Source organism: Streptomyces sp. NPDC024555 (genome assembly GCF_055559335.1).
The window spans coordinates 14,046-39,208 of the sequence record NZ_JBVHKV010000014.1; the positions used below are offsets into that span (position 1 = coordinate 14,046).

General features: G+C 72.8%; 20 protein-coding genes. 6 read left to right on the forward strand and 14 right to left on the reverse strand.

From position 1 onward, the window contains the following. Positions 1-270: 270 nt before the first annotated feature. Genes ACZ4FH_RS24280 through ACZ4FH_RS24290 form a run of 3 tightly spaced genes read right to left on the reverse strand, consistent with a single transcriptional unit; the run spans position 271 to position 3,333 of the window. On the reverse strand, positions 271-1,125 hold the full coding sequence (locus ACZ4FH_RS24280) for an ABC transporter ATP-binding protein (RefSeq protein WP_467307314.1): 855 nt from the start codon (positions 1,123-1,125) through the stop codon (positions 271-273). Between the two features lie 7 nt (positions 1,126-1,132). Beyond that, entirely contained in the window at positions 1,133-2,254 is a 1,122-nt protein-coding gene (locus ACZ4FH_RS24285) for a FecCD family ABC transporter permease (protein ID WP_467307317.1), read from the reverse strand. Beyond that, positions 2,251-3,333, reverse strand: coding sequence for a FecCD family ABC transporter permease (locus ACZ4FH_RS24290; protein WP_467307319.1), 1,083 nt, complete (start codon positions 3,331-3,333; stop codon positions 2,251-2,253). The genes ACZ4FH_RS24285 and ACZ4FH_RS24290 overlap by 4 nt, the downstream gene beginning before the upstream one ends. 199 nt (positions 3,334-3,532) lie before the next feature. On the opposite strand from ACZ4FH_RS24290, the gene ACZ4FH_RS24295 reads away from it, so the two are divergent. Next, positions 3,533-4,519 carry an ABC transporter substrate-binding protein gene (locus ACZ4FH_RS24295; RefSeq protein ID WP_467307321.1) on the forward strand — a complete coding sequence of 329 codons (987 nt, stop codon included), beginning with the start codon at positions 3,533-3,535 and terminating at the stop codon, positions 4,517-4,519. Between the two features lie 61 nt (positions 4,520-4,580). On the opposite strand, the gene fes is transcribed toward ACZ4FH_RS24295, so the two are convergent. The 8 genes from fes to ACZ4FH_RS24335 form a co-directional block, all read right to left on the reverse strand. After that, positions 4,581-5,849, reverse strand: coding sequence for an enterochelin esterase (gene fes, locus ACZ4FH_RS24300; protein WP_467307323.1), 1,269 nt, complete (start codon positions 5,847-5,849; stop codon positions 4,581-4,583). Between the two features lie 121 nt (positions 5,850-5,970). Further along, a complete protein-coding gene (locus ACZ4FH_RS24305; RefSeq protein ID WP_467307324.1) occupies positions 5,971-8,799 on the reverse strand; it encodes a DUF5682 family protein in 2,829 nt (942 codons plus the stop codon). Beyond that, complete coding sequence (locus ACZ4FH_RS24310) at positions 8,796-9,908, reverse strand: ATP-binding protein (protein WP_467307326.1); 1,113 nt, start codon at positions 9,906-9,908, stop codon at positions 8,796-8,798. Before ACZ4FH_RS24310 ends, ACZ4FH_RS24305 begins: the two co-directional genes overlap by 4 nt. 12 nt (positions 9,909-9,920) lie before the next feature. Continuing rightward, the gene (locus ACZ4FH_RS24315) at positions 9,921-11,309 is read right to left on the reverse strand and encodes a VWA domain-containing protein (RefSeq protein ID WP_467307328.1); all 1,389 of its coding nucleotides are present in this window, start codon (positions 11,307-11,309) and stop codon (positions 9,921-9,923) included. Further along, a complete protein-coding gene (locus ACZ4FH_RS24320; RefSeq protein WP_467307573.1) occupies positions 11,306-12,727 on the reverse strand; it encodes a hypothetical protein in 1,422 nt (473 codons plus the stop codon). The genes ACZ4FH_RS24315 and ACZ4FH_RS24320 overlap by 4 nt, the downstream gene beginning before the upstream one ends. Further along, a complete protein-coding gene (locus ACZ4FH_RS24325; RefSeq protein WP_467307330.1) occupies positions 12,697-13,200 on the reverse strand; it encodes a hypothetical protein in 504 nt (167 codons plus the stop codon). Before ACZ4FH_RS24325 ends, ACZ4FH_RS24320 begins: the two co-directional genes overlap by 31 nt. 172 nt (positions 13,201-13,372) lie before the next feature. Next, a complete protein-coding gene (locus ACZ4FH_RS24330; protein ID WP_467307331.1) occupies positions 13,373-14,155 on the reverse strand; it encodes an SGNH/GDSL hydrolase family protein in 783 nt (260 codons plus the stop codon). Between the two features lie 243 nt (positions 14,156-14,398). Further along, positions 14,399-14,872 carry a MarR family winged helix-turn-helix transcriptional regulator gene (locus ACZ4FH_RS24335; RefSeq protein ID WP_467307333.1) on the reverse strand — a complete coding sequence of 158 codons (474 nt, stop codon included), beginning with the start codon at positions 14,870-14,872 and terminating at the stop codon, positions 14,399-14,401. 269 nt (positions 14,873-15,141) lie between these two features. On the opposite strand from ACZ4FH_RS24335, the gene ACZ4FH_RS24340 reads away from it, so the two are divergent. Together ACZ4FH_RS24340 and ACZ4FH_RS24345 are read left to right on the forward strand one after the other, a co-directional pair. Continuing rightward, the gene (locus tag ACZ4FH_RS24340; RefSeq protein ID WP_467307334.1) at positions 15,142-15,957 is read left to right on the forward strand and encodes an alpha/beta fold hydrolase; all 816 of its coding nucleotides are present in this window, start codon (positions 15,142-15,144) and stop codon (positions 15,955-15,957) included. Between the two features lie 146 nt (positions 15,958-16,103). Beyond that, positions 16,104-18,314, forward strand: a complete 2,211-nt coding sequence (locus tag ACZ4FH_RS24345; protein WP_467307335.1) for a HelD family protein — start codon at positions 16,104-16,106, stop codon at positions 18,312-18,314. Positions 18,315-18,320: 6 nt separating this feature from the next. Here the strand turns inward: ACZ4FH_RS24345 and ACZ4FH_RS24350 are convergent, their stop codons facing one another. Both ACZ4FH_RS24350 and katG read right to left on the reverse strand, forming a co-directional pair. Next, positions 18,321-18,869 carry a heme-binding beta-barrel domain-containing protein gene (locus ACZ4FH_RS24350; RefSeq protein ID WP_467307336.1) on the reverse strand — a complete coding sequence of 183 codons (549 nt, stop codon included), beginning with the start codon at positions 18,867-18,869 and terminating at the stop codon, positions 18,321-18,323. A 361-nt stretch (positions 18,870-19,230) separates the two neighbouring features. Beyond that, positions 19,231-21,459: a catalase/peroxidase HPI gene (katG, locus tag ACZ4FH_RS24355; RefSeq protein ID WP_467307337.1), complete on the reverse strand. Its 2,229-nt coding sequence runs from the start codon at positions 21,457-21,459 to the stop codon at positions 19,231-19,233. 236 nt (positions 21,460-21,695) lie between these two features. Here katG and ACZ4FH_RS24360 point away from each other — a divergent pair, with 236 nt between their 5' ends. Further along, the gene (locus ACZ4FH_RS24360; RefSeq protein WP_467307338.1) at positions 21,696-22,115 is read left to right on the forward strand and encodes a Fur family transcriptional regulator; all 420 of its coding nucleotides are present in this window, start codon (positions 21,696-21,698) and stop codon (positions 22,113-22,115) included. On the opposite strand, the gene ACZ4FH_RS24365 is transcribed toward ACZ4FH_RS24360, so the two are convergent. Further along, entirely contained in the window at positions 22,112-23,062 is a 951-nt protein-coding gene (locus ACZ4FH_RS24365) for a LysR family transcriptional regulator (RefSeq protein ID WP_467307340.1), read from the reverse strand. The genes ACZ4FH_RS24360 and ACZ4FH_RS24365 overlap by 4 nt on opposite strands. A gap of 128 nt (positions 23,063-23,190) precedes the next feature. Between ACZ4FH_RS24365 and ACZ4FH_RS24370 the strand changes: the two genes are divergently transcribed. Further along, positions 23,191-24,192, forward strand: coding sequence for a fumarylacetoacetate hydrolase family protein (locus ACZ4FH_RS24370; protein ID WP_467307341.1), 1,002 nt, complete (start codon positions 23,191-23,193; stop codon positions 24,190-24,192). Then, positions 24,189-25,151 (forward strand): cyclase family protein, encoded by a 963-nt coding sequence (locus tag ACZ4FH_RS24375; RefSeq protein WP_467307342.1) that lies wholly within the window; start codon positions 24,189-24,191, stop codon positions 25,149-25,151. Before ACZ4FH_RS24370 ends, ACZ4FH_RS24375 begins: the two co-directional genes overlap by 4 nt. Positions 25,152-25,163 lie beyond the last annotated feature (12 nt).

Genomic DNA, 25,163 nt, shown 5'->3' on the forward strand with positions numbered 1-25,163 from the left:
CCCGGAATTCCTGATCATTATCGAATTCCAAGATCAATGAACCGCGATATGTGTCACCGGCCACATGCGGGGACGTCATTTTTCTTGGCGCGCCAGGGAACCGGAATTGGCGATCTTGCGTCCGGGGCGGCAAACGTGACGCTGGCCACTGAGTCCGATATGGGTGATTTGATCCCTCGATCGAGGGCGTGACCCGCGAACGGGCACCCGGAACGGCCCCGTTGACAATCGGCGCGATCGGAATGATCAGGATAATTAGTGTGATTCGGACTATTCGCCCAGGCGTGGCGCGGCTCCGCCGGGGTGCGCCGTGCGGAAGGCCCCGGTCCGGGCGCGCGGGACCACGACCGGGGAGCCGTCCCCGGGGGCGCTCAGGATGTCCGCGTCCAGTGCGTAGACCTCCTTCACCAGGGCGTCGTCGACCGTCTCGCGCGGAACACCGGACGCGACGATCCGGCCGCCCTTCATGGCGACGAGCAGATCGGCGTAGCGGGCGGCGGCCGCCAGGTCGTGCTGGACCATGACGACGGTGCGGCCGGCCGCCGCGACCTCGCGGACGAGTTCCAGCACCTCGACGGCGTGGCCGAGGTCGAGGGCGCTGGTGGGCTCGTCGAGCAGGACGACCGGGGTCTGCTGGGCCAGGACCATCGCGAGCCAGCAGCGCTGGCGCTGGCCGCCCGACAGCCGGTCGAGCCGCTCGCCGGCCAGGTCCGCGGTGCCGGTGGCGTCCAGCGCCTCGCGCACCGCCCGCTCGTCCTCGCGGGACCACTGGCGCAGCAGGCCCTGGTGCGGGCTGCGGCCGTAGCGCACCAGTCCGGCCACGGTGACCGCCTCGGGGGCGCGCGGCGACTGGGGCAGCAGGGCGACGCGGTGGGCGGCGCGGCGGCGGCTCGTCGCCCAGATGTCCGTGCCGTCGACCAGGACGCTGCCGGACGCGGGGCGGTGGAGCCGGGCGGCGGTCCGCAGCAGGGTGGACTTTCCGCAGCCGTTCGGGCCGACGATCGCGACGACCCGCCCGGCGGGAACGGTGAGGCTCACCCGCTCGACGACGGGCCGGCCCGGGTATCCGGCGGAGAGGTCCCGGATGTCGAGGCCCGCCCCCTCGCTGGTCGGATGCGCGGTCATATGCGGTTCACACCTTTCCGGCGGCCCGGTCGGGACGCAGCAGTACCCACAGCAGGAAGGGGCCGCCGAGGACGCTGGTGACGACCCCGACGGGCAGTTCGACGGGGGCGGCGACGCGTCCGAGCGCATCGGCCGCGACGATCAGGGCGGCGCCGGCCAGCGCCGATCCGGTGACGGGCACCCGGGTGGGGCCGACCGCCCGCTGGGCGAGGACGGGCGCGGCCAGCGCCACGAAGCCGACCGGCCCGGCGACCCCGACGGCGGTGCCGGCCAGCACCACGGCGAGGGCGAGCGCCGCCGTGCGCATCCGGCGCAGGTCGACCCCGAGGGAGGCGGCCACCTCGTCGCCGAAGCGCAGCAGCTGGAGGCGGTGGCCGACGGCGAGGGTGGGCGGGACGAGGAACAGCAGGACCACGGCGAGCGGGAGGGCTGCGTCGCCGTCGCGCCCGTTGAGGCTGCCGACGGCCCAGAGGAACACGCCGCCCGCGGTGTTGTCGTTCTCCCTCGACATGATCAGATCGCTGAACGCGCCGATGAACGTGGAGACGCCGATCCCGGCCACCAGCAGCCGGTATCCGGCGCCGCCGGCCCCGCCCGCGCAGAGCACGACGAGGACCGCGGCACCGATGGCGCCGAGGGGTCCGAGCCACCAGAGCCCGACCATGCCCGTCGTGGAACCCGCGGCGGCGGCGACCACGGCGGCGGTGGCGCCCTCGTTGACGCCGACGAGGTCGGGGGTGGCGAGGCGGTTGCCGGCCAGGGTCTGGGTGAGGCAGCCGGCGATGCCGAGCGCGGCGCCGACCAGCACGCCGGTGAGGATCCTGGGCAGCCGGATCTCCCGCACGATCATCACGGTGCCCGCGTCGCCGGTGCCCAGCAGTCCGGAGAGGGTCGCCGACAGGCTCATCCCGGTCGAACTCGCCGTCACCGCGAGCACGACGAGCAGGACCAGCAGCGGGACGAGGAGGGCGGCGGCGAGCGCGCTGCGCCGGGGCAGGAGCCAGGAGAGCGTGCCGGTGCGGACGACGACGCTGTCGGGCGGGGTCACCTCCGCGTGGCCGGGGCCCCGGCCACGCGGGACGGTTCCGTCCCCGGGGCGCGCCGCCGGTGCGGGTGCCGTGTCCGTCATGCCGAGGCTCCGGCGGTGGAGAAGCGGGAGGAGCGGGCGATCCACACCAGAAGCGGGCCGCCGACGAAGGCGAGCAGCACGCTGACGGGAGTCTCCCAGGGCCGGATCACGACCCGCGCGAGCACATCCGCGACGAGCATGATGTCGGCCGCGATCAGGGCGGACAAGGCCAGTGCGGCAACCGTCCGGGCTCCGGCCAGGGCGCGCGCGGCATAGGGCGCGAACAGTCCGAGGAAGGCGATGGGCCCGGCCACCGCGACCGCGCAGCCCGCCAGCAGGGAGACGGCCGAGGCGACGACGAGCCGGATCCGGCCCGGGTGGTGGCCCAGCGAGCGGGCGCCGTCGTCCCCGAGTCCGAGCGCGGCGAGCGGCCGGGCGCTGCCGAACGCGACGAGCAGACCGAGCGCGATCAGGGGCAGCAGCGGCAGGAGGTCGGAGAGTTCGATCCCGGCGAGCGAACCGATGGTCCAGTAGCGGTAGGTGTCGAACGTGGAACGGGTGCCCAGCAGGACGTACGAGGTGAGCCCGTGGAAGGTCGCGGCGAGCGCCGAGCCGGCCAGCACGAGGCGCAGCGGTGATCCGCCGCCCCGGCCGGAGGCGGCGAACAGCAGGACGGCCGCGCTGGCGACCATGCCGCCGGCCAGCGCCCAGGCCAGGAGCGCGGTGGTGGACTCCGCGCCGAAGAAGGTGAGTCCCAGGACGACGGCGAAGGCGGCCCCGGAGTTGACCCCGAGGAGTCCCGTCTCGGCGAGCGGATTGCGGGTGGCCGCCTGGAGGAGGCAGCCGGCCGTGCCCAGACATGCTCCGACCAGGAGTGCGGCCAGGGTGCGCGGCAGCCGCACGTCCACGACGGCGAGGCGGAGTTGGGCGTCGGCGCGGGCCGCCGGGTCGCCCGTGAGGTAGCGCCAGGCCGCGCCCGGCGAACTGGATCCGGTGCCGATGAGCAGGGACAGCAGGGCGAGGAGGGGCAGCAGGAGGACGAGGACGGTCACCGCCCGGCGGGCCGTGCGCCCGTCCTCCGGTGGATTCCCGGTGGGGCGTGCCCCGGTGACGGGCCGTCCCCCTTGCACGATCGACATATGGTTAGCCTAACCTAAGTAAACCGACCGGTAGTCGGCGCCCCCCGGGCTTCCCCTGTCCGGAAGCGGCTCCCCCTGCCCGGAAACGGATTCCCCGGTCCGGGAAGCGGCCCGCGCCCGGTCCGGTTCCGCTCCCGGTCAGGCGGCACGTCCGCCGGACCACCCCTCATCACTCGAACGCATACGGAGACTTCTGGCCATGGCGCCCCATTCGACCCTCTTCTCCCGTGGCCCCTTCCGCTCCTCGCCGGCCGTGGCGCTCGTCGGCCTCTGCGCCCTGGCCCTGACGGCCTGCGGCTCCTCGGACCCGGACGGTTCCGGCGATACGGCCGGCAAGGCCGCCGGCACCCGGGTGACCGACGCGACCGGCACCTCGGTCGAGGTCCCCTCGGCTCCCGAACGCGTGGTGGTCCTCAGCGAGATGGACCTCGACGCGGCCCTCACCCTCGGGGTGAAGCCGGTGGGGCTGACGGCCGGCCGCGGTCAGAAGGGCGCCCCCGGCTACCTCGCCGACCGGGCGAAGGGCATCCCCGTGGTGGGAGCCGTCACCGGACCGGACATCGAGAAGGTCGTCCAGGCCGACCCCGATGTCATCCTCGCCGGACAGATCGCCGACCAGCAGGTACTCCAGCAGTTGCGCAAGGTCGCCCCCACCGTCGTGACCATCGGCGGGGCCAAGGACTGGAAGAAGGCGCTCACGCTCACCGGCAAGGCGCTGGGCCGGAGCAACGAGGCGGCCACCTTCCTCGGCGACTACGAGACCCGGGCCGCCACGCTCACGAAGGACCTCGGGTCCGAGGCCGGTGCGAGCGTGTCCGTCGCCCGCTACTCCGCCAAGGGCTCGGCCGTCATGCAGCAGGGCGTCTTCATCAGCGACGTGCTGAAGGACCTGGGCTTCACCCGCCCCGGCATCCAGAACGACAAGGGCGAGGGACACTCGACGCCGATCAGCGACGAGAACCTCGGGGAGATCGACGGGGACTGGCTGTTCATCGGCACCCTCACCTCCACCGCTTCCGACCGCGGCCTGCTGGACGAGCTGTCCCGCAAGCCCGCCTACCAGCAGCTGAAGGCGGTCCGCGCCCACCACGCGACCGTCGTCGACGGCAGCAAGTGGACGAGCCTGGGCGGCGCGCAGGCGGCCGTCTCGGTCCTCGACGACATCCGCGCGGCCATGGCCGGCTGACCCCGTGCCCCGTCACTTCGGTGACGGGGCACGGCACTCCGCCGCCCCTGCCCCCCGTGGATCAGGGGGCGGCGGTGGGTCCGCCCAGCAACTCCACAAGCCCGTCCGCCAATTCCGAACGCCACCACAGATAGTCGTGACCGCCGTTGAACTCCCGGTACGTGGCATCGGTGTAGCCGGCCGTCGCGAGGGTGTCGCGGAGGCGGCGGGCGGCGGGGAGCGCGACCCATTCCTGCTGCCCGAACGAGAGCCGGAAGCGGACCGGCAGCCGGGGGGATTCGGCGATCCGGGCGGTGAGCCACTCGGCGTCCGGACCGTCCGGCCACCAGAACGAACCCGACTGCGCCAGAACGGCGCCGAAGCGGCCGGGGGCCGACAGCGCGGTGTGGGCGGCGGTGAGTCCGCCCAGGCTCTGACCGGCGATCACCGTACGCGCGGGATCCGCCGTGACCGGCAGACGCGCGGCCGCCCAGGGCAGCAACTCGTCCGCGAGGAAGGCCGCGAAGTGCGGGGCGCAGGTGAGGTCCGCCCAGCGGGTGGCCGCGTCGACGGAGTCCGGCAGCAGGGCGACGAGCGGCGGGATCCGGCCCGCCGCCACGAGGTTGTCCAGCAGACGGGCGACGGCGAGGTGCGGCTGCCAGTGCTCGCCGTCCAGAAGGACGAGCACCGGAAGGCCGCTCGCCCCCTCGGTTCCCGCCGAACGGTACGTCCAGACCCGGCGGCCGCCGCCGAGCCGTGCGGAGTCCACCGTGTGCACGGAGACCTCGCCCCGTGCGATGTCCGGGCGCGGCTGCCAGTCGCGGTCGTCCGGAGCACCCGGCAGCCGGGCGAAGGAGACCGGGTCGCCGCTCCAGCGGCGGGGCAGCCACCGCCGGTTCAGCGGGTCGTGGCGGCGCCGGGTGCGCAGCCACGGCCAGTAGCCGGGGTCCCCGCGGTCCGGTCCGTCGCCCTCGTCGACGTAGAAGTCGTACGTGCCCTGCCAGTCGCGGCGCAGCCGCAGCGTCCAGTGCCAGACATCGGTGCCGGGCACCCGTTCCATGAGATTGGCCTCGGGTGCGCGCGGGTCGCCCAGTTTGTTCGGCAGCACCTGCACGGCGCGGGTCCCGGGGGCCCCGCGCCACAGGAAGGTCACGGCGGCGTGGTCGCCGGTGCCCAGGGGATCCGCTCCGACGAGCGGCGTTCCGCCCGCGGCCGCCGCCGCCCAGAACTCCTCGACGGCGTCCGGGGCCGGCAGGGTGCCCGCAGGTTCGGCGAGCCGCTCCAGGGGTTCCGGTCGCGCCGTTCGGGGCGGTCGCCGCGGGGTGTCCCGCGGCGGCACGGACGTGATCATGAGCGAGGCTCCAGAGGACGGGACGGGCAACTTAGGGTCACCTTACCTTTCGCGTCGAACGGTGGCCTCGCCCACCGGACCCGGGCCTCCCCGCCGCCGGCCCGCTCCCGTCCCCCGCTCCTCAGCCCTCCAGCAGCGCCCCCACGGCCGACGCGGTCCGCGGATACCTGCCGACGAGCACCGCGCCCGCCGTCCCCGTTCCGGCAGTCGCCCACGGCTCCTCGCTGCCCAGCAGCGCGGCGACCGCGTCGCACGTCTCCCGGTGGTTGCCGAGCAGGGCGCAGCCGGGCGCCCCGCCGGCGTCCGTCCCGTGCGGGGACACGGCATCCGGCACGACGCGCCACGGCGGTATCCAGCCGTCCAGCTCCGCCAGCCGGGCGGGGAAGGTGCGTCCGGCCTCGCGGATGAGCAGCGGGGCGAGGTCGACGCCGCCCGCCCGCAGGGTGGTGATCAGGGTCGGGAGCCACGGCAGGAGCACGGGGTCGGGCAGCCGGCCGAAGGCCTGGGACACCGCTTCCACGACGAGGTCGCAGAGCGCGGGCACCGGCTCCAGGGCATGCACCAGACCGCTCAGGTAGCGCGGATAGGCCGGCACGACCAGGGGGTTGTCCAGCAGTCCGGCGAACCGGGCCCGCAGCTCCTCGCGCGAGAGGTGGCCCAGCTGGACCTGCGCGGCCCACAGCAGGGCCGTCCTCGCGGGGTCCTTCGGGTGCGACTGGGCCAGCGCCAGCCGGAGCTGGGCGCGGTCGCAGCCCAGCGAGAGCGCCAGGCCCTCCATGCTGAACAGGAAGCCGAGCATGGCCGCGACCTGTCCCACGGTGGCGTCCTCGTCGGCGCACGCGGTGGGCAGCAGGGTGCAGTAGTGCGCGTAGCCGGTCTTGACGAAGGCCTCGATCCACGCGGGCAGGACGGGCTCGGCCGTCCGGTAGTACGCCAGCAGCCGGCGGATCCTGCGCAGCACGTCCGGTGCCCCGTCGACCGTCCGCTCGGCCGCCAGCACCTCCAGGGCCCGGGTGCCCAGCTCGTCGGCCAGCCGCCGGCTGCGCAGGTAGAGGATCGCGTCCTCGACCGCCTCCAGAACGGTGGCCGTCGTGCTCTGTGGCGCGTACGCGATGCGGCGCAGCCGCTGTTCCAGGACCTGCTCGATGCTGACGCCCTCGTAGCCCAGCTCGATCAGCGCACGCTGATGGGTGCCGAGGGCGAGGTCCCAGGACTCCTGGATCGAGCGCTCCCCCAGGCGCCGTTCGCCCATGATGGGCCGGGCGGCGCCCGGCGGCATCAGCCGGCGCAGCATCCACAGGACGTCGGAGCACGGCTCCAGCTCCGGACGGGAGGCGAGGTCCAGGAGCGCCCGGCGGACCCCGCGCTGTTCGAGGCGGAGGCCGAGGACGGCCAGCCGGTCGTGGACGTCACGGGCGAGCGGCGGCAGGGCGTCGTAGCCGACCCGGCCGATCCGGTCGCCGCCCATCATGATCTCCACGAGGCGGCGCACATCGCGCCGGCCGGGCACGGTGTCCTTCTCGATGCAGGTGACGGCCGCGTCCTGGAAGTCGTACGGCGTCGGCCGGGCCCGGTCGCGCATCCCGGCCAGCAGGATCGACGTCTCGAACACCGCGATGGCGTCGGCCGTGGAAGCGAGATAGCCGTTGCGCCGGGCGGCGCGCACGATCTCCACGCACCAGCCGAGCAGTTCGGCCTCGTCCAGTCGGTCCGGGACCGGCGCCTGGGCGAGGAAGCCGGAGAGCCGGTCGGTCGCGGGCGCCTCCGGCTCCGGGGCCGGGAGGGCGGTCGCCTTCGCGGACTTCGCGGACTTCGCGGCCTTCGCACCCGCCTGGCCGGCCAGCCGGAACGGCTTGACGCGGGTGCGCTTGACGTTCTTTGCCCAGAGGGACGCGGCGATCGACACCGAGCCGGGGGCGAGACCGAACTGCGTCTCGATGGCCGCGTGGCTGGACGGGATCAGGCCGTGCTGCCAGGTGGTGGCGGTGCGCGGGCCGATCTCGAAGGTGTCGGTGCCGTGGACGCCGAACTCCGGGACGCGGCTCGCCGCGTGGAAGGCGCCGCAGACGTAGAGGCAGTCGGCGGGGTCGGTCCCGGTCGCCGCCAGATGGTCCCGCATCCGCTTCCACATATGGCGTTCGCGGTCCTCGTCGACCCGCACCCGGTGGGGGTCGCCGGGGGCCAGATGCCGGAACAGGCTGCCGATCAGCAGCATGACCTGGCGGTAGGTGTCGTGGTCTCCGTCGCCGAGCGGCAGTTCCACGTACTGGTGCCACCACTCCGACCAGTGCCGCACCTTGCCGTGGCGCAGCAGGTGCTCCTCCAGTTCGGCGAAGCGGGGGCGCAGGTCGCCGATCTCGACGCCCACGGCGTCCCCGTGCAGCGCCGCCTCCTCGGTCCTGGCCTCCCCCTCCCCGGCCGCCGTGGGCTCGTCGGTCGGCGGGGCGGTGTCACCGGTGGGCTCGGACCGCGCGTCCCACTGGTAGACGTGGTCCGAGGAGCGGTCGACCAGGACCAGCTCGACGCCCGGGGTGTCGAGCGCGTAGGCGATGGCCTGGTATTCGGCGGAGGCCTCCGTGAGGGGGGCGACCACCGACAGCGGGGCCCAGTCGGCGGGGAAGCCGTCGATCTCCGCCGCGAACGCCTGGACGGCCACGGGCAGGGTGCAGTTGCGCAGTTCGGGCAGGAGCGGTGCCATGTCCTCGCACAGCTCCAGATAGACCACCTTGGGCTGCTTCTCGCGCAGCCGGCGGGCCATGGCGAGCGCGGACGCGGGCGAGTGGTGGCAGACCGGGAAGATCTCCAGCGGCTCGCGCACCGCGCGGTCCACGTCGTCGACGATGCCGAGGAGGATGCTCTCCAGGGCGTCGGGGCCGTCCGCGAAGGTCGCGGCGGCGTCCTGCAACTGGGTGCGCAGCGCCTCGAATCCGGGCCGGTCGGGGGCGGTCACGAGAGCGTGGCGATCGCGTCGCGGCCGCCCTCCAGGAACTCGGGCCAGGAACCGCCCTCCTCCTTGCTGCGCGGCTCGACGACCCCGTGCAGGTACTTGTTGAGGATGGCCAGGTCCTCGGGGTCGCGCCGGGCCAGCGAGCCGACGAGCGAGGAGGCGAGGGTGCGGGCGGTGAGGTCGCGTTCGCCGAAGAAGTCGCCGTGCAGGATCGCGTCCTCCAGGACGCCGATCTGCTCGGCGGTGGAGAGGGAGGACTCCAGCTTCTCGTCGTCGCTCGCGGCCGCCGCCGCGGAGGCCCGCAGATCGGCGAAGCTCCGCAGCAGGACGTCCAGGAGCGTCGGCGGCACGTCCAGTTCGATGCTGTGCCGGCGCAGCAGTTCCTCGGTGCGGAAGCGGACGATCTCCGCCTCGCTCTTCTTGTTGGTGACGACCGGGATCCGTACGAAGTTGAAGCGGCGCTTGAGCGCGGACGAGAGGTCGTTGACGCCCCGGTCGCGGCTGTTGGCGGTGGCGATGACGGAGAAGCCCGGCTTGGCGAAGACGATGTTGTCACTGTCCAGCTCGGGGACGGAGATGTACTTCTCGGAGAGGATCGAGATCAGCGCGTCCTGTACATCGCTGGTGGAACGGGTCAGCTCCTCGAAGCGGCCGATCGCCCCGTTCTCCATCGCCGTCATGATCGGTGAGGGGATCATGGACTCGCGGGACTGTCCCTTGGCGATGACCATGGAGACGTTCCACGAGTACTTGATGTGGTCCTCGGTGGTGCCCGCCGTGCCCTGCACGACCAGCGTGGAGTTGCGGCAGATGGCGGCGGAGAGCAGTTCGGCCAGCCAGCTCTTGCCGGTGCCGGGGTCACCGATGAGCAGCAGTCCCCGGTCGGAGGCCAGGGTGACGATGGAGCGCTCGACGAAGCTGCGGTCGCCGTACCACTTCTGGGTGATCTCCCGGTCGAGGCCGTCGGAGCGCTCGGAGCCCAGGATGAAGAGGCGGACCATCTTCGGGGAGAGCCGCCAGGAGAACGGCTTGGGGTGATCGTCGACGGATTCGAGCCAGGCCAGCTCCTCGGCGTACTTGATCTCGGCGGGGGCGCGCAACAGGTCGGACATGGAGGGGCCTTTCTAGGCGAGGAAGGTCTTGAGCTCGTGGACGAGCTTGCTGATGTGGCCGGAGACGACCGGGGTGCCGAGCGCCTTGAACCGCTCGCGGAACCAGGGATTGACCTGCTGGCGGCCGGAGCTGGTGACGGAGCCGACGGGGATGAACTTCACGCCCGAGCGGTGGACGGCCTCGATGCCCTCGAAGAGCGGCTGGGAGCGGTCGAACTCGTAGAAGTCGGAGATCCAGACCATCACCGTGTCCTGCGGGTCGGTGATCTTCGGACGGGCCATCGCCATGGCGACGGGTCCGTCGTTGCCGCCGCCGAGCTGGGTGCGCAGCAGGGTCTCGAAGGGGTCGTGCACCCAGGGGGTGAGGTCGAGCGCCTGTGTGTCGTACGCGATCAGATGGACGTCCACCTTGGGAAGTCCGGCGAAGACGGAGGCCAGGATGGTGCAGTTGACCATCGAGTCGACCATGGAGCCGGACTGGTCCACCACGACGATCAGCCGCTGGGGCGTCGTCCTGCGGACGGTGTGCCGGTAGTAGAGGCGGTCGACGTAGAGCCGCTCCTCCTCCGGGCTCCAGTTGGTCAGGTTCTTCCAGATGGTGCGGTCGAGATCGAGGTTGCGGAACACGCGCTTGGGCGGCACGGAGCGGTCCAGCTCGCCCACCGTGGACTTCGCGACCTGGGTCCGCAGCACTTCGGCGACCTCGTCGACGAAGCGGCGGATCAGGGCCTTCGCGTTGGCCAGGGCGATGCCCGAGAGGTTGCTCTTGTCGCGCAGCAACTGCTCGACGAGCGACATGCTGGGGGTCAGCCGCGCGGCGAGCACGGGATCGCCGAGCACTTCGCGCAGCCGCATGCGGCGGACCAGATCGGCTTCGAGGGAGCCGAGTTCGGGGCCCGTGCCCGGCGCGGCGCCGGTCTGACCCGAGCCGCCGGCCCGGCCGCCGCGCAGATCGCCGGGTTCGTGGCCGAGGGCACGCTCCAGCCAGCCCGCGTCCGACTGCCAGCGGGCCAGCTGCTCGGCCGTGACCGTGCCGGAGCCCGTGGAGAAGACGTTGAGGAGCACCTTGGAGACGAGGGCGGCGCGGCGCACCTCGGCGGCCCGGTCGCGGACGTCCTCGGGGTCCGGGGTCATCAGACCGTCGAACTCGCCGGCCAGCTCCGGATGGCGCTGCACGACCGAGTCGACGGACGCCTGCGGGTCCAGAAGCGCGGCGGGCAGCCCGAGGTCCTCGACGATGTCGAGTCCGGCGGATTCCAGGCCCGCCTGCTCCTCCGGGTCGAAGAGCCGGGCGAGCAGGCGCCAGTAGAGTACCTGGCGGCGGTTCTCGTGCGGATCGGCCTCGGGTGTGCGCGGCGCGAGCGCCGGGTCCGGGGGCGCGGCGGTGCGGGGATCGGTCATTTCCGCAGCAGCCTTCCCGCGCGCTCGCGGAGGACGGCGACGGCGTCGGTGGCGGCCTTCTCCGCCCTGACACCGGCCTTGTCCGTCGTCCCGCCGGCCCATGCCCCGCCGTGCAGCACGACGGTCTTCTTCCGGACGGTGGCCTCGACGGCCAGCGGCTGGAGGCGGTAGGCGCCGGCGTCCCAGCGGAGCAGGGCGAGGCAGGCTCCGGACGCGGCGACGGCCTCGGGCGTGAGCGGGCCCGCGGCCGGGACGCGGTCGGTGTCGACGGCCAACGGCTGCCCCGCGACCGTGAAGACGAGGCCGTCGTCCTCCTGGTGCGCGGTGTACCCCTCCAGGAAGACGGGGACGGCGATGCGCACCGGATGACGGTCCAACGGCGCGGTGAGCGCGTCGGACGCGGTGGGCAGCACGACCCGCGCGGTGACGAACGGGTCGGCCGGCTGTCCGGCGCGGGCGTGCCCGTCGCTCCAGATCAGGTCGCCTTCGGCGGTGACGGGCATGGCGTCGAGGTCCATCGACAGGCCGTCGCCGAGGGCCGCGAGCAGGGACATCCGGGGGCGGAGCAGTTGCCAGAGCCCGGCGCCGACGACCGTGTCCGGCTTGGGGGCGGACGCCGCGGCGCGGACCAGCCGGGGCGTGGAGCCGTCGGCCGGTTCGAGCACGGCGTGCACCTGGGCCTGGACGGCCGTGGGGTGTTCGTGCAGGTCGACCCCGAGGGGCAGCAGCCGCCCGGTCACCGTCTCCGTCGCGGGGGCGGTGGCCGCTCCGGGGACGGTCAGCAGCATCGCGCGGGCCCAGAGGTCCGCCCAGCGGCGGGCGGGCACCCGGTCGGCCGCCGTTCCCGGGCCCGTCGCGGCGAGTTCGGCGGCGAAGCCGTCGAGCAGGGTCGCGAGGCGGCGCAGCGAGGGGTCGGGGAGCAGCGCGGAGACGACGGGGGCCGAGGCCGCGACGGTGTCGTGGTCCAGGCCCGTCCATCCGACACGGGCCAGATCGGCCAGCCAGGAGCGGGCGGCGGCGAGCAGGTTGGCCGGCGGCGGCGTCCCGGTCCCGGCCGGGGAGGTGTTCTCCGCGGTTTCACGTCCCGTCGCTTCCGTGATGCGCTCGGTCAGCGCGTCGTGGACCGAGCCGAGCAGCGCGGTGCGGGCCCCCGCGAGAGCGAGGTAGTCGTCCTCGTCCGAGGATCCCTCCGCGGTCCGGGCGGTGGCCTCGGCGGTCCTGGTCGCGAGCGGGGTGCCCGCGAGCGCCGCGGCGAACGCGGCGAGTCCGGCGGCCCGGTCGGGGCGGGGGCGGAGGAGCCCGGAGACGAGGGCCTCGTCGAAGCCGTCGACGGCGGCCAGCGCCTCGTCGAGACCGGTGACGGGCGTGAGCAGGAGATCCGTACGCATCAGGCCACCGCCCGGGTCGGCGGGAACCAGTGCATCTCCGGCAACGGGTCGGTGCTCGGGGCGAGTTCCAGATAGGCGAGGTGGCGCAGGAACCTGCTGAAGACGGGGGCCGCGTCATTGCTGTCGCCCTGCGCGGGCCGGGCGGCGCTCATGTGCGCCGTGACGCCGTGCGCGGTGGGTTCCCCGTCCCCGTCCTCGGCCTTCAGATAGCGGGCGACGCGGGCGGCTCCGTACTGGAGCACGGCCTCGTTGACGAGCGCCCGGATGTGATTGCAGAACGAGCCCCGGGCTCCGCCGCAGGGCCGGTTGTTGTTGGTGCTGCAGGCGAAGGCATAGGTGCCGGCCGCGACCGACGAGACGTAGACCCGTCCGATGTCCGAGCCGCTCGACACCACGCCCTGCAAGCGCCCGTCGGCCAGTTCGACGAACGGGACCTTGGACAGTTTGCGTGGTCGTGCGGGCGCCGCCACCCGCGCCGTACTCGACCTCTCCCAGTCCGACAACGCGCCATCTCCTATGCACAGAGGGGGTGTCCGCGCCGGATCGGCGGGACTCCACTGAACCTACGTGCGACCACTGACAACGGGTCCGGAGGAGGGCGGAAGGCGGGGTTCCGGCGGTGCGGAGCCGGTGTGCCGACTGCGCGGGCGGGGCCGTCGCAGGACTACGGCGGTTTCAGAACTCGGCGGTGACAGGCTGGAGTTGGGGGCGTTTGGCGGTGCGGCCGTCGCCGGACGAGCGGCCGCGGAGCCGACGCCCGAGCCAGGGACCGAGGAATCCGGCCGCCCAGCGCAGTTCGGCGGTCGCCGTACGCCATCCGGAGCGGGGGGCGCGCGGTGGGAGCGGCGTCATCCAGCTGTCGTCGCTGCCGGGCAGATCGACGGCCTCGGCGACGGCGGCGGCGATCCGCGCGTGACCGAGCGGTGCGGCGTGCAGCCGGTCCGGGCTCCACAGGCGCGGGTCGGTGGCGACATCGGCGAGGCCGGTCTCGGCGACCGCGACCCCGTGCCGGGCCGCCGCCTCGCGGATGCCGGTGTTGAGTTCCCTCACCCGGTTCCTGACGGGCCGGGCGAGGGGGGCGATCTCGGCCACATCGGGGAAGGTCAGCGTCACCACGCGCGCACCGGCGGCCGCGAGCGCGGCGAACATCTCCTCCAGGTGACCGACCGTCTCCGCAGCGTCGAACCGGGGCCGGAGCAGGTCGTTGACACCGGCGACGACAGTGGCCAGATCCGGACGGAGCGCCAGGGCGGGTTCCAGTTGCTCGGCGCGGACCTGGGCGGCGGTCTTGCCGCGTACGGCGAGATTGGCGTAGCGCACGCCCGGACCGACGACCGCGAGATGTTCGGCGAAGCGGTCGGCCCAGCCGCGGAGTCCGACGGTGTCGTCGCCGTCGCCGAGCCCTTCGGTCTGACTGTCGCCCAGGGCGACATACCGCAGATACGAACCGTTCGGCATGGGGCCGCCTTCCTGTTCCGCCGCACCGCATTCAAGGATGTGAGTATTCAACTCCTTGACTAGTCGACGGGGTGCAGCGGGTCCCGGAATCCGCCCGAACCGGTTTCGGGCGGGGTCCGGGCACGGCCGGACCGAACGCCCCGCCCGGACACCCCGCCGGACCGCTTCACGTGCGGGTTCACGCAGTACGCGACCGCCGCCTCCCCGGCGCGTCGGAGCGCGGCGAGGAATCTCCGGCGGAGGTCACGGCCTCAGGCGGCCCACGGCCTCGGGCGTCAGATACCGGGCGAGCACATCGAGCGCGTCGGCGACCTCGCGCAGCCGCTCGGCGTCGTCCGTGCCGAGCGCGCGGCCGAGCGCGTCGTCGATACGGGACAGCCGGACCTCGGCCACGCGGTCGGAAATCTCGGGGGCCCTGCGGATCAACTGCCGCCTGCCGTCGGCGGGATCGGGAGCGGTCTCGACCGAGCCCGCCTTCTTCAGCCGGGCCACGGCGCCCGACACCTGGCTCTGCGGCAGTCCCGTGCGCCGCGCGATCGCGCTCACGGACGTGTCCGGATGACCGAGCAGGTCACTCAGCACGACGAGCGAGGCACGGGTACCGGTGCGGTGCGCGTCGGCATCCGAGGCCGGCTCGGGAAGGGACTCCTCCCCGATCTTCATCAGGGTCCGCCCGAGGAGGAACAGCTCGACGGGGGTCATCTCGGAGGACGTCATGGCCCGCATGCTACCCAGCCTCCATCACTGCCGATACATCGATGTCGATGCATTGCCCCTCGGCCCAACACCTCCGGCCCACCCGCGCCCGACCCCTCCCGCACCCGGCCGCACCCAGCGCGCCCGACCACGTCCGACCCACCCGCACCCGGCCAGTACATCGACATTGATGCATCACTCTTGATGTATCGAAATAGATGGACTAGATTACGGAGCACGGAACGGCACTCCCGCCGCTCCACCCGGCCCATCCCTGCCCGGAGGCATCCATGCTGCTCGCAACCGACGGCGCCACGCTCCACTACGAGGTCCGGGGCTCCGGCCCGCTGCTGCTCGTCTCCCAGAGCGGCGAGGGCGACGCCGCCCGCAGCACCGACCTGGTCGACCGGCTCGTGGACCGCTACCGCGTGGTCACGTACGACCGCCGCGGCCTCTCCCGCAGCCCTCTCACCCACCCCGAGCGGGGCGTGACCATGGAGCAGCACACCGACGACGTGCACCGGCTCCTCCACGAACTGACCGACGAGCCCGCGCTGATGCTCGGCTGCAGCATGGGCGCCGCCATCGGTCTGCACCTCGCGGTCAGCCACCCCGGGCAGCTCCGCGCACTCGTGGCGCACGATCCCGTCACCCCGTCCCTGCTGCCCCCGCGACAGCGGGCCCAGCACGTGGCCGAGCTGGCGCATCTGCAGTCCGTCTACCGCGAAGGCGGATTGAAGGCGGCCTTTCCCGCGATAGCCGCGGTGCTCGGCATCGATCCGACGCATCAGGACACCGAGCCGGACCTCACGCCCATGCCGCTCACCCCACGGCGGCTGGCCAACTTCGACTTCTTCATCGGCCAGGACTTCACGGCCGTCATCGGTGCCGAACTCGCCGCGAAGGCCCTGCGCGACTCGCCCGTGCGCATCGTCGCCGCACGGGGAAGCACCACGTCTTCCTCGGTCTTCGTCGGGCAGTGCGCCCGGCGCCTCGGGGAACTGGTCGGCCACGACCCCGTGCCGTTCCCCGGCGGACACAACGGCAACACCACGCATCCGCGCGCCTATGCGGCCCGGCTCCAGGAGGTTCTCGCCGACGTGTGAACCATCGGCGGCAATTGCGGGCCCGGGATTTCGGGGCGTATATTGAGTGTTTCTGTGTGCCCACGAAAAAAGGCCCCTCAAGGGGGCCTCACAAGAAACACCATATCTGCCAGGGAGCAAATTTGTCAACTCGGGAAAGTGCCGAATTGCAGAAGGAACAGCAATTCATCGACCGGCTCTACGACCGGGTCGACGTGCTGCGCGGGGTTGCCGCCCAGCAGGTCGAGGACGCCCTGACGCCGGTCGGGAACGGGCTCCAGGCCCGACTGGAACGCGATGTGCAGGTCGCCGAGCGCTCGGGGCTGCTGGCCGCGCTGAACGCGGTGGACGGTTCCCTGTGTTTCGGCCGGATCGATCTCACCGACGGCATCGCGCACCATATCGGCCGGATCGGAATCCGGGAGGACGACGACGCGCACACCCCGCTGCTCATCGACTGGCGGGCACCGGTGGCCCGGCCCTTCTATCTCGCCACCGGTCACACCCCAATGGGGCTGCGCAGACGCCGGCATCTCACCACAGAGGGACGCACGGTCACCGAGCTCCACGACGAGATCCTCGACGTCGCGGACACCCGGCGCACCGGGTTCGAGGACCCCAGCGGGGACACCGTGCTGCTCGCCGCGGTGAACTCGGCGCGCACCGGCCGCATGGGCGACATCGTGCGGACCATCCAGGCCGAGCAGGACCGCATCATCCGCGCCCCGCACCAGGGCGTCATGGTCGTCGAGGGCGGTCCCGGCACGGGAAAGACCGCGGTGGCCCTCCACCGGGCGGCCTTCCTTCTCTACGAGCACCGCGAGCTGCTGGCCAAGCGGGCCGTGCTGATCGTCGGTCCCAACCCGGCGTTCCTCAGCTACATCGGCGAGGTGCTGCCCGCCCTGGGCGAGACCGGGGTGCTGCTCGCCACGCAGGCCGAGCTCTTCCCGGGGGTGCGGGCCGAGGACACGGACACCTCCCGCGCCGCCGCCGTGAAGGGCGGGGCCGCGATGGCGGAGGCGCTGGCCCTGGCCGTGCGCGACCGCCAGACCCTGCCCGAGCCCGGTGCGCCGCTGATCGTGGCCCACGACGACGGCGATCTGATCCTCGACTGGGAGATCGCCTACGAGGCCCGGCAGGCCGCCCGGGACACCCGGCTGCCCCACAACCTGGCCCGCCCGCACTTCGCGTTCCGGGTCATCGACGCACTGACCGAGCAGTTGACCGAGCGCATCGGGGCGGACCCGTACGGCGGTCCCAACTTCCTCGGACCGGACGACATCGCCCAGCTCGGCAAGGCCGTCGCGGTCAGCGAGGCGGTGCACGAGGCCATCGACTCGCTGTGGCCGCCGCTCACCCCGGAGGGGTTCCTGGCCGGCTATCTGGCCGATCCCCTCTTCGTCCCGGACGCGGACGCCGACGCGATCCGGCGCGCCCCGGGCGAAGGCGGCTGGACCCCGGCCGATGTGCCGCTGCTGGACGAGGTGGCGGAACTCCTCGGTGTCGACGACAGCGCCGAGCGCGCCGCCGCCGAGGCCGAGCGGCAGGAGCGCATCGCCTACGCGCAGGGGGTGCTGGAGCTGTCGCGGGGTTCGGAATCGTTCGAGTTCGAGGACGAGGAGTCCGAGCTGCTGGCCGCCCACGACATCATCGACGCCGAGCGGATGGCGGAGCGGCAGGAGGAGGCCGACCACCGCAGCGCGGCCGAACGGGCCGCGGCCGACCGCACCTGGGCGTTCGGCCACATCATCGTCGACGAGGCGCAGGAGCTGTCCCCGATGGCCTGGCGGCTGCTGATGCGGCGCGCGCCGAGCCGGTCCATGACGCTGGTCGGCGATCCGGCGCAGACCTCGGAGGAGGCCGGTATCGGGGCGTGGAAGGAGATCCTGGAGCCGTACGTGGGCGACCGTTTCGAGCATGTCTCGCTCAGGGTCAACTACCGTACGCCTGCCGAGATCATGGAGCTGGCGGCGCGGGTGCGGCGCGCCCAGGACCCCTCCTTCGAACCGCCCGCCTCCGTGCGGTCCACGGGCGAGGCGCCGTGGCTGCGGCACACCGGCGAGGACCTCGCGGGCGGTGTGGCCCGCGCGGTCGCGGAGTTGACGCCGGCCGAGGGGCGTCTCGGTGTGATCGCGCCGCCGACGCTGCACGCCGAGATCGCGGCCCGGCTCGACGGCGTCACGGCCGGGGCGGAGCCGGATCTGACCCGCCCGGTGGTGCTGCTCGGCCCCCGGCAGGCCAAGGGGCTCGAGTTCGACCATGTGCTGGTCGTGGAGCCCGCGTTGTTCGGGGCGAACGATCTGTACGTGGCGCTGACCCGGGCCACGCAGCGGCTGGGGGTGGTGTACCGGGACGAGCTGCCGGAGTCGCTGCGCTGAGCGCGTTCAGCCGTGGGTCGCGCAGTGCAGCCGTGCCGAGAGGTGGTGCTGGAGGGGACGGCCGATCGCCGCGAGGTCGTGGACGAAGTCGAGCGCGCCGTCGTCGGTCAGGGTGTAGCGGCGGCGGGTGGCCTCGACGTCCTTGGCGGTGGGGCTGAGCGCGACCTGGTGGGTGGTGAGGTCGACGGTGCCGTCGGCCGCGCGGCCCGTCATCAGCTCGGCGATGCCGGTGGGCTGGGTGATCAGGGCCTCCACCTCGCCCTCCGGCCGCATCCGCCACCAGCCGCTCTCCCGGGCGGCGGGCCGCAGCGGCTGCCCGTCGGCGTCCAGGAGCCAGGCGCGTGCCTCGTAGTGGAGGAACGGCCGGCCGTCGTGGCTGAAGGTGACCACCTGGGCGTAGCGGAAGTCCTCGGCGAGGGTCGGGTAGCCGCCGCTGCCGTGCCCGGTCCAGGTCCCCAGCAGCCCGGTGACGGGGGCCAGCGCGGGGTGCGGCGCGGGGGTCTCGTCCGGTCCGTGGGCGTCGGGGTAGGGGAACGTCGGGGCGGGGCCGGGCATGGTGGGTGCTCCTGGATCGGGGTCGGACGTCGGGGTCCGGTGACGGTTCGTTCGCAGCCTAGGCCCTGTCGTCGCGATCCCGCCGCAGCGCCGGAGGGCGGGCCGCAGTGCGACGAGGGTCCCGGCGACGAGAGGTCCCGCACCACCGCCGCCGGACCGCCACGCCCGTCGCACGCACAGCCCCCACGGCCGCCCGGCCCGCACGGTCCGCGCAACAGGCACAACAGGCACAGTCCGCCCATCCAGTAGGCAACGCCCGCACCACAGGTGAGGCCCGCACCACAGTCCGCACCGGGGGCGACGCCCGCACGACGGCCGGAGGCCGGCTCCGTTGCGGGAGCCGGCCTCCGGGGTGGGGTGCTCAGGCCAGGTCGAAGCGGTCCAGGTTCATCACCTTGTCCCACGCGGCGACGAAGTCCTTGACGAACTTCTCCTTCGCGTCGTCCGAGGCGTAGACCTCGGCGACCGCGCGCAGCTCCGAGTTGGAGCCGAAGACGAGGTCGGCGCGGCTGCCGGTCCACTTGACCGCGCCGGTGGCGTCGCGGCCCTCGAAGGTGCTCGCGTCGTCCGAGGTCGCCTTCCAGGTGGTGTCCATGTCGAGCAGGTTGACGAAGAAGTCGTTCGTCAGGAGACCCGGGGTCTCGGTGAGGACGCCCTGCGAGGACTGCTGGTAGGTGGCGCCGAGGACGCGCAGACCGCCGACGAGGACGGTCAGTTCGGGAGCGCTGAGGTCGAGCAGATTGGCCCGGTCGAGCAGGAGGTACTCGGCGGGGAGCCGGTTGCCCTTGCCGACGTAGTTGCGGAACCCGTCGGCGGCCGGCTCCAGTTCGACGAAGGACTCCACATCGGTCTCGTCCTGCGAGGCGTCGACGCGGCCCGGGGAGACCGGCACCTCGATGGTGTGCCCGGCGTCCTTGGCGGCCTTTTCGACACCCGCCGCGCCCGCGATGACGACGAGGTCGGCGAGGGAGACCTGCTTGCCGTCGGTGCGGCCGGAGTTGAAGGACTCCTGGACGCCTTCGAGGGTGCGCAGGACCGAGGCGAGGCGGTCCGGCTCGTTGACCTCCCAGCCGGACTGCGGCTCCAGACGGATGCGGGCTCCGTTGGCGCCGCCGCGCTTGTCGCTGCCCCGGAAGGACGAGGCGGACGCCCAGGCGGTGGAGACCAGGTCGGCGACCGACAGGCCGGAGGCGAGGACCTGCTCCTTGAGGGAGGCGATGTCCGCCGCGTCGACGAGTTCGTAGGTCCGGGCGGGCAGCGGGTCCTGCCAGATCAGCACCTCGCTCGGGACCTCCGGGCCGAGGTAGCGCACCACGGGACCCATGTCGCGGTGGGTCAGCTTGAACCAGGCGCGGGCGAAGGCGTCGGCGAACTGCTCCGGGTGCTCGTGGAAGCGCCGCGAGATCTGCTCGTAGGCCGGGTCGAAGCGGAGCGAGAGGTCGGTCGTGAGCATCGTCGGCGCGTGGGTCTTCGCCGGGTCGAAGGCGTCGGGGACCGTACCGGCGCCGGCGCCGTCCTTCGGCCGCCACTGGTGGGCGCCCGCGGGGCTCTTGAACAGCTCCCACTCGTAGCCGAAGAGGATGTCGAAGAAGCTGTTGTCCCAGGTGGTCGGGGTGTCCGTCCAGATGCCCTCCAGACCACTGGTGATCGCGTCGGCGCCCTTCCCGGTGCCGTGGGAGCTCTTCCAGCCGAGGCCCATCTGCTCCATCGGGGCGGCCTCGGGGTCGGCCGCGACCGCGTCGGCGGGTCCGGCACCGTGGGTCTTGCCGAAGGTGTGGCCGCCGGCGATGAGTGCGACGGTCTCCTCGTCGTTCATCGCCATCCGGCGGAAGGTCTCGCGGATGTCGCGGGCGGCGGCGATCGGGTCCGGGGTGCCGTTGGGGCCCTCGGGGTTGACGTAGATGAGGCCCATCTGGACCGCGCCGAGGGGGTTCTCAAGCTCGCGGTCGCCGGTGTAGCGCTCGTCGCCCAGCCAGGTGGTCTCGGGACCCCAGTAGACGTCCTCGTCGGGCTCCCACACGTCGGCGCGTCCGCCGCCGAAGCCGAAGGTCTCGAAGCCCATCGTCTCCAGGGCGACGTTGCCGGTCAGGATGAGGAGGTCGGCCCAGGACAGGCTCTTGCCGTACTTCTTCTTGACCGGCCACAGCAGGCGGCGCGCCTTGTCCAGGCTGGCGTTGTCCGGCCAGCTGTTGAGCGGGGCGAAGCGCTGCTGTCCGGCTCCGGCACCGCCCCGGCCGTCGCTGATGCGGTAGGTGCCGGCGCTGTGCCAGGCCATCCGGACCATGAACGGGCCGTAGTTGCCGAAGTCGGCGGGCCACCAGTCCTGCGAGGTCGTCAGCACCTCGGCGATGTCCCGCTTGACCGCCGGGAGGTCGAGCGCGTTGAACGCCTCGGCGTAGTCGAAGTCCTCGCCCAGCGGATTGGCCACGGCGGGGTTCTTGGCGAGGATCTTCAGGTTGAGCCGCTCCGGCCACCACTGGCGGTTGCCGCCGCCCTGGGTCGGGTGGGGCGCGCGACCGTGCGCGACCGGGCAGCCACCGGCCTCCTCTGCCTTCGGGTCGGCGACGATCGCGTCGTGGTTCTCAGTCATGGAAATCCTTCCGGACGGGGCGGATCACGGTGCTGAGGAGCTACGGACGGTGGAGACTCCGGGCCGGAATCCGGGCGGTCCGCCCCTTCCCCGGCCTCGCGGCGTCTTCCGCGCTGCTGTCCTGTCCCTTGGCTGTCAGCCGGAACCGATCCTACGATGGACATAGTCCAAGTCAATACGACTGACAGGCGTGTACTGATTCATTGGTCGGACAATGCATAGTTAGGCTGGTGGGCATGAGTGACCTGCTGCAACGGCTTCGCGCACGTGGCTGGCGGATGACCGCTCAACGCCGGGTGGTGGCCGAGGTGCTCGCCGGGGACCACGTCCATCTCACCGCGGACGAGGTGCTGGACCGGGCCACGTCCCGTCTGCCGGAGATTTCCCGCGCCACGGTCTACAACACGCTGGGCGAGCTGGTCTCACTCGGTGAGGTGATCGAGGTGACCACGGACGGACGCGCCAAGCGCTACGACCCCAACGCGCACCGCCCGCACCAGCATCTGGTCTGCTCGGCGTGCGGCACCATCCGAGACGTCCACCCGGCGGTCGACCCGCTGGCCGGGCTGCCCGCGTCCGAGCGGTTCGGTTTCACCGTCTCCGATGTCGAGGTCACGTACCGGGGCCTGTGCCCGGGGTGCGCACAGGAGCGCTAGGGACCGGGAACGGTCTCGCCCGCCGCGGGGCCGGCAGCCGATTCCTCGGCGAGCGCGGCGCCGACCCGCGCGGCCGTCTCCCGCAGCCATATGTGAGCGGCGTCGTGCGTGTGCACGGGGTGCCACCACAGGGCCTCGCGCAGGGGGACGGCCTCGTACGGCGGCTCCACCACGCGCACGGCGGCGAGCGGGGCGAGGAGCCGGGCCAGGCGCGCCTGGATGAACGTGATGCGCGTGGTGCCCTGCACCAGGAGCGGCAGCAGGTGGAAGCTGTCGACGGAGACCTCCACCCTCGGCTCGATGCCCAGCATGCCGAGCTGGCGCACCGCGGGGGCGTCGTAGGTGCGCTGGTAGGTGACCCACGGCAGCCGGGCCAGGTCCTCGTGGGTGAGCCGGTCGGCGACGTCGGGGTGGTCGTCGGCGACGAGGAAGACCCAGCGGTCGTCGTACAGGTCGGTGGCGGGGAAGTCGCTGATCACGCCGTGCGGCATCAGCAGTCCGTCCGCGGCGCCCAGCAGGGAGGCGGTGTCGTCGACCGCGGTGGGCGGGGTCTGGGTGAAGCGCAGCCGGATGCCGGGGGCCTCCTCGTGGACGACCCGGGCCAGTTCGGTGCCGAACACGGCGACCGCGTAGTCCGACGCGGCCATCGTGAACGCGCGGGTCTCGCTCGCCGGGTCGAAGGCGGCCTGGCTGGCGAAGAGGCGTTCCATGACCTCGTAGGCGGTGGCGGTGCGGTGCAGCAGGACCTGGCCCAGCGCGGTCAGTTCGTAGTGGCCGCCGACCCGGGCGAGGAGTTCGTCGTCGAAGTGGCGGCGCAGCCGGGCCAGCGCGGAGCTCATGGCGGGCTGGCTGATGCCGACCCGCCGGCCCGCGCGGGTGACATTGCGTTCCTCCAGGAGGGCGCGCAGGGCGACGACGAGGTTCAGATCGAGCCGGGCGAGATTCATGGCGGTTCCTTGTGCGGTGGGGCGCCGGACGGGGAGGTATAAGCGTCATGGATGTCGATCATCCATGGAATCGATTTCCCTGATCACCGGGGGCGGGTCCAGATTAGTGCCACCGCAATCAGGAGGACATGCCCGTGAAATCCGCATCCGCGTCCGCGCCGTTCGCCGGACCGTTCGCCCTCGCCACGCTCTCCGCTCCGGACGGGCCCGCCTTTCCCGCGCTCGTCACGGCGGATTCCCGGGTCGTCGATCTGCGTACGGCGCTCGGCGACGAGACCCTGACCGTGCGGGGACTGCTGGAGGGCGGGGAGGCCGTCGCAGACCGGCTGGCCGGCATCGCCGCCGGTGCGGTGCCCGCCGGACGGCCGCTGGCGGAGTTCCGGGTGCACGCGCCCGTGGAGCCCCGTCAGGTGTTCCAGTCGGGGGCCAACTACCGGCAGCACGTCATCGATCTGCACGTGGCGCACCGCGACCCGGCCGACGACCGCCCGGAGGAGGAGCGGCGTGCCGAGGCCGCCGCGCTCATGGACCGGCGGGCGGCCGAGGACCTTCCGTACGTCTTCACCGGTCTGCCGAGCGCGCTCACCGGACCGTACGACGACGTCGTGCTGCCGGAGTGGGCCACGAAGCCGGACTGGGAACTGGAGGTGGCGGCGGTCATCGGCCGGCCCGCCCACCGGGTCTCCGAGGCGGAGGCCCTGGACCATGTCTTCGGGTACACGATCGCCAACGACCTCACCGACCGCGCCACGGCCTTCCGCCGCGACATGCCGCAGATCGGCACCGACTGGCTGCGTTCGAAGAACGCCCCGGGCTTCACCCCGCTCGGCCCCTGGATCGTGCCCGCCGCGTCCGTCCCGGACCCGGGCGCCCTGCGCCTCGTGCTGGCGCTGAACGGCGAGACCATGCAGGACGAGTCGGCCCGGGACATGATCTTCGGGGTGGCGCGGCTGGTCTCGTACATCTCGCAGAGCGCCCGGCTGCTCCCCGGTGACCTGGTGCTGACGGGTTCGCCGGCCGGGAACGGCATGCACTGGGGGCGGCTGCTGCGCGACGGCGACGTGATGGACGCGTCGGTCACCGGGCTCGGCTCCCAGCGCACCCGCTGTGTCGCGGAGGGAACGGCATGACCCTCGAACGGCACGACCCCGAGGGGGCGATCGCACGCGCGGCCAAGGCGTGCTCCAACTGGGGCCGCTGGGGCGAGGACGACGTGCTGGGCACGCTCAACTTCCTGGACGCGGCCAAGCGGCGCGAGGGCGCGGCACTGGTCCGGCGCGGCGTCAGCTTCTCGCTGGCGCAGCGGTTCGACATGGACGGCCCGCAGCGGGGCTGGCGGCGGCGCACCAATCCCGTGCACACGATGCTCGACACCGGCACGGACGCGGCGCTCGGGCTCCAGGGCTTCCCGCACGGCCTCGGCGGCGCGGACGACGTCATCGCGATGCCGTTGCAGTGCTCCACCCAGTGGGACGGGCTCGGGCACATCTTCTGCCACGGCCGGGCGTGGAACGGGCGGGACGCCGGCCGCACCGTCACCTCCGACGGCGACCAGGTCACCGGCATCGAGCACATGGCCCCGTACGTCGCCGGGCGCGGGGTGCTGCTGGACGTGGGCCGCGTGATCGGCGAGCACGGCGAACTGCCCGACGGTTTCGCCGTCACCGAGGAGCATCTGACACGGACGGCCCGTGTCCAGGGGGTGACCGTCGGCCGGGGCGATCTCGTCCTGGTCCGCACGGGTCAGCTGAGCCGGGTGCGCCGGGAGGGCTGGGGCGAGTACGCGGGCGGCCCCGCCCCGGGTCTGTCGTTCACCACCGCGGGCTGGCTGCACCGCGGCGAGTTCGCGGCGGTGGCCACCGACACCTGGGGCTTCGAGGTGCGGCCCAACGAGTTCGACCACGCCTTCCAGCCGCTGCACCAGGTCGCCATTCCGCACATCGGGCTGCTCATCGGTGAGATGTGGGACCTGGACGCGCTGGCGGAGGACTGTGCCGCCGACGGCGCGTACGCGTTCTGGCTCACCGCCGCCCCTCTTCCCATCACCGGCGCCGTGGGCTCCCCGGTGAACCCGATCGCCGTCAAGTAGGTTCAGTAACCG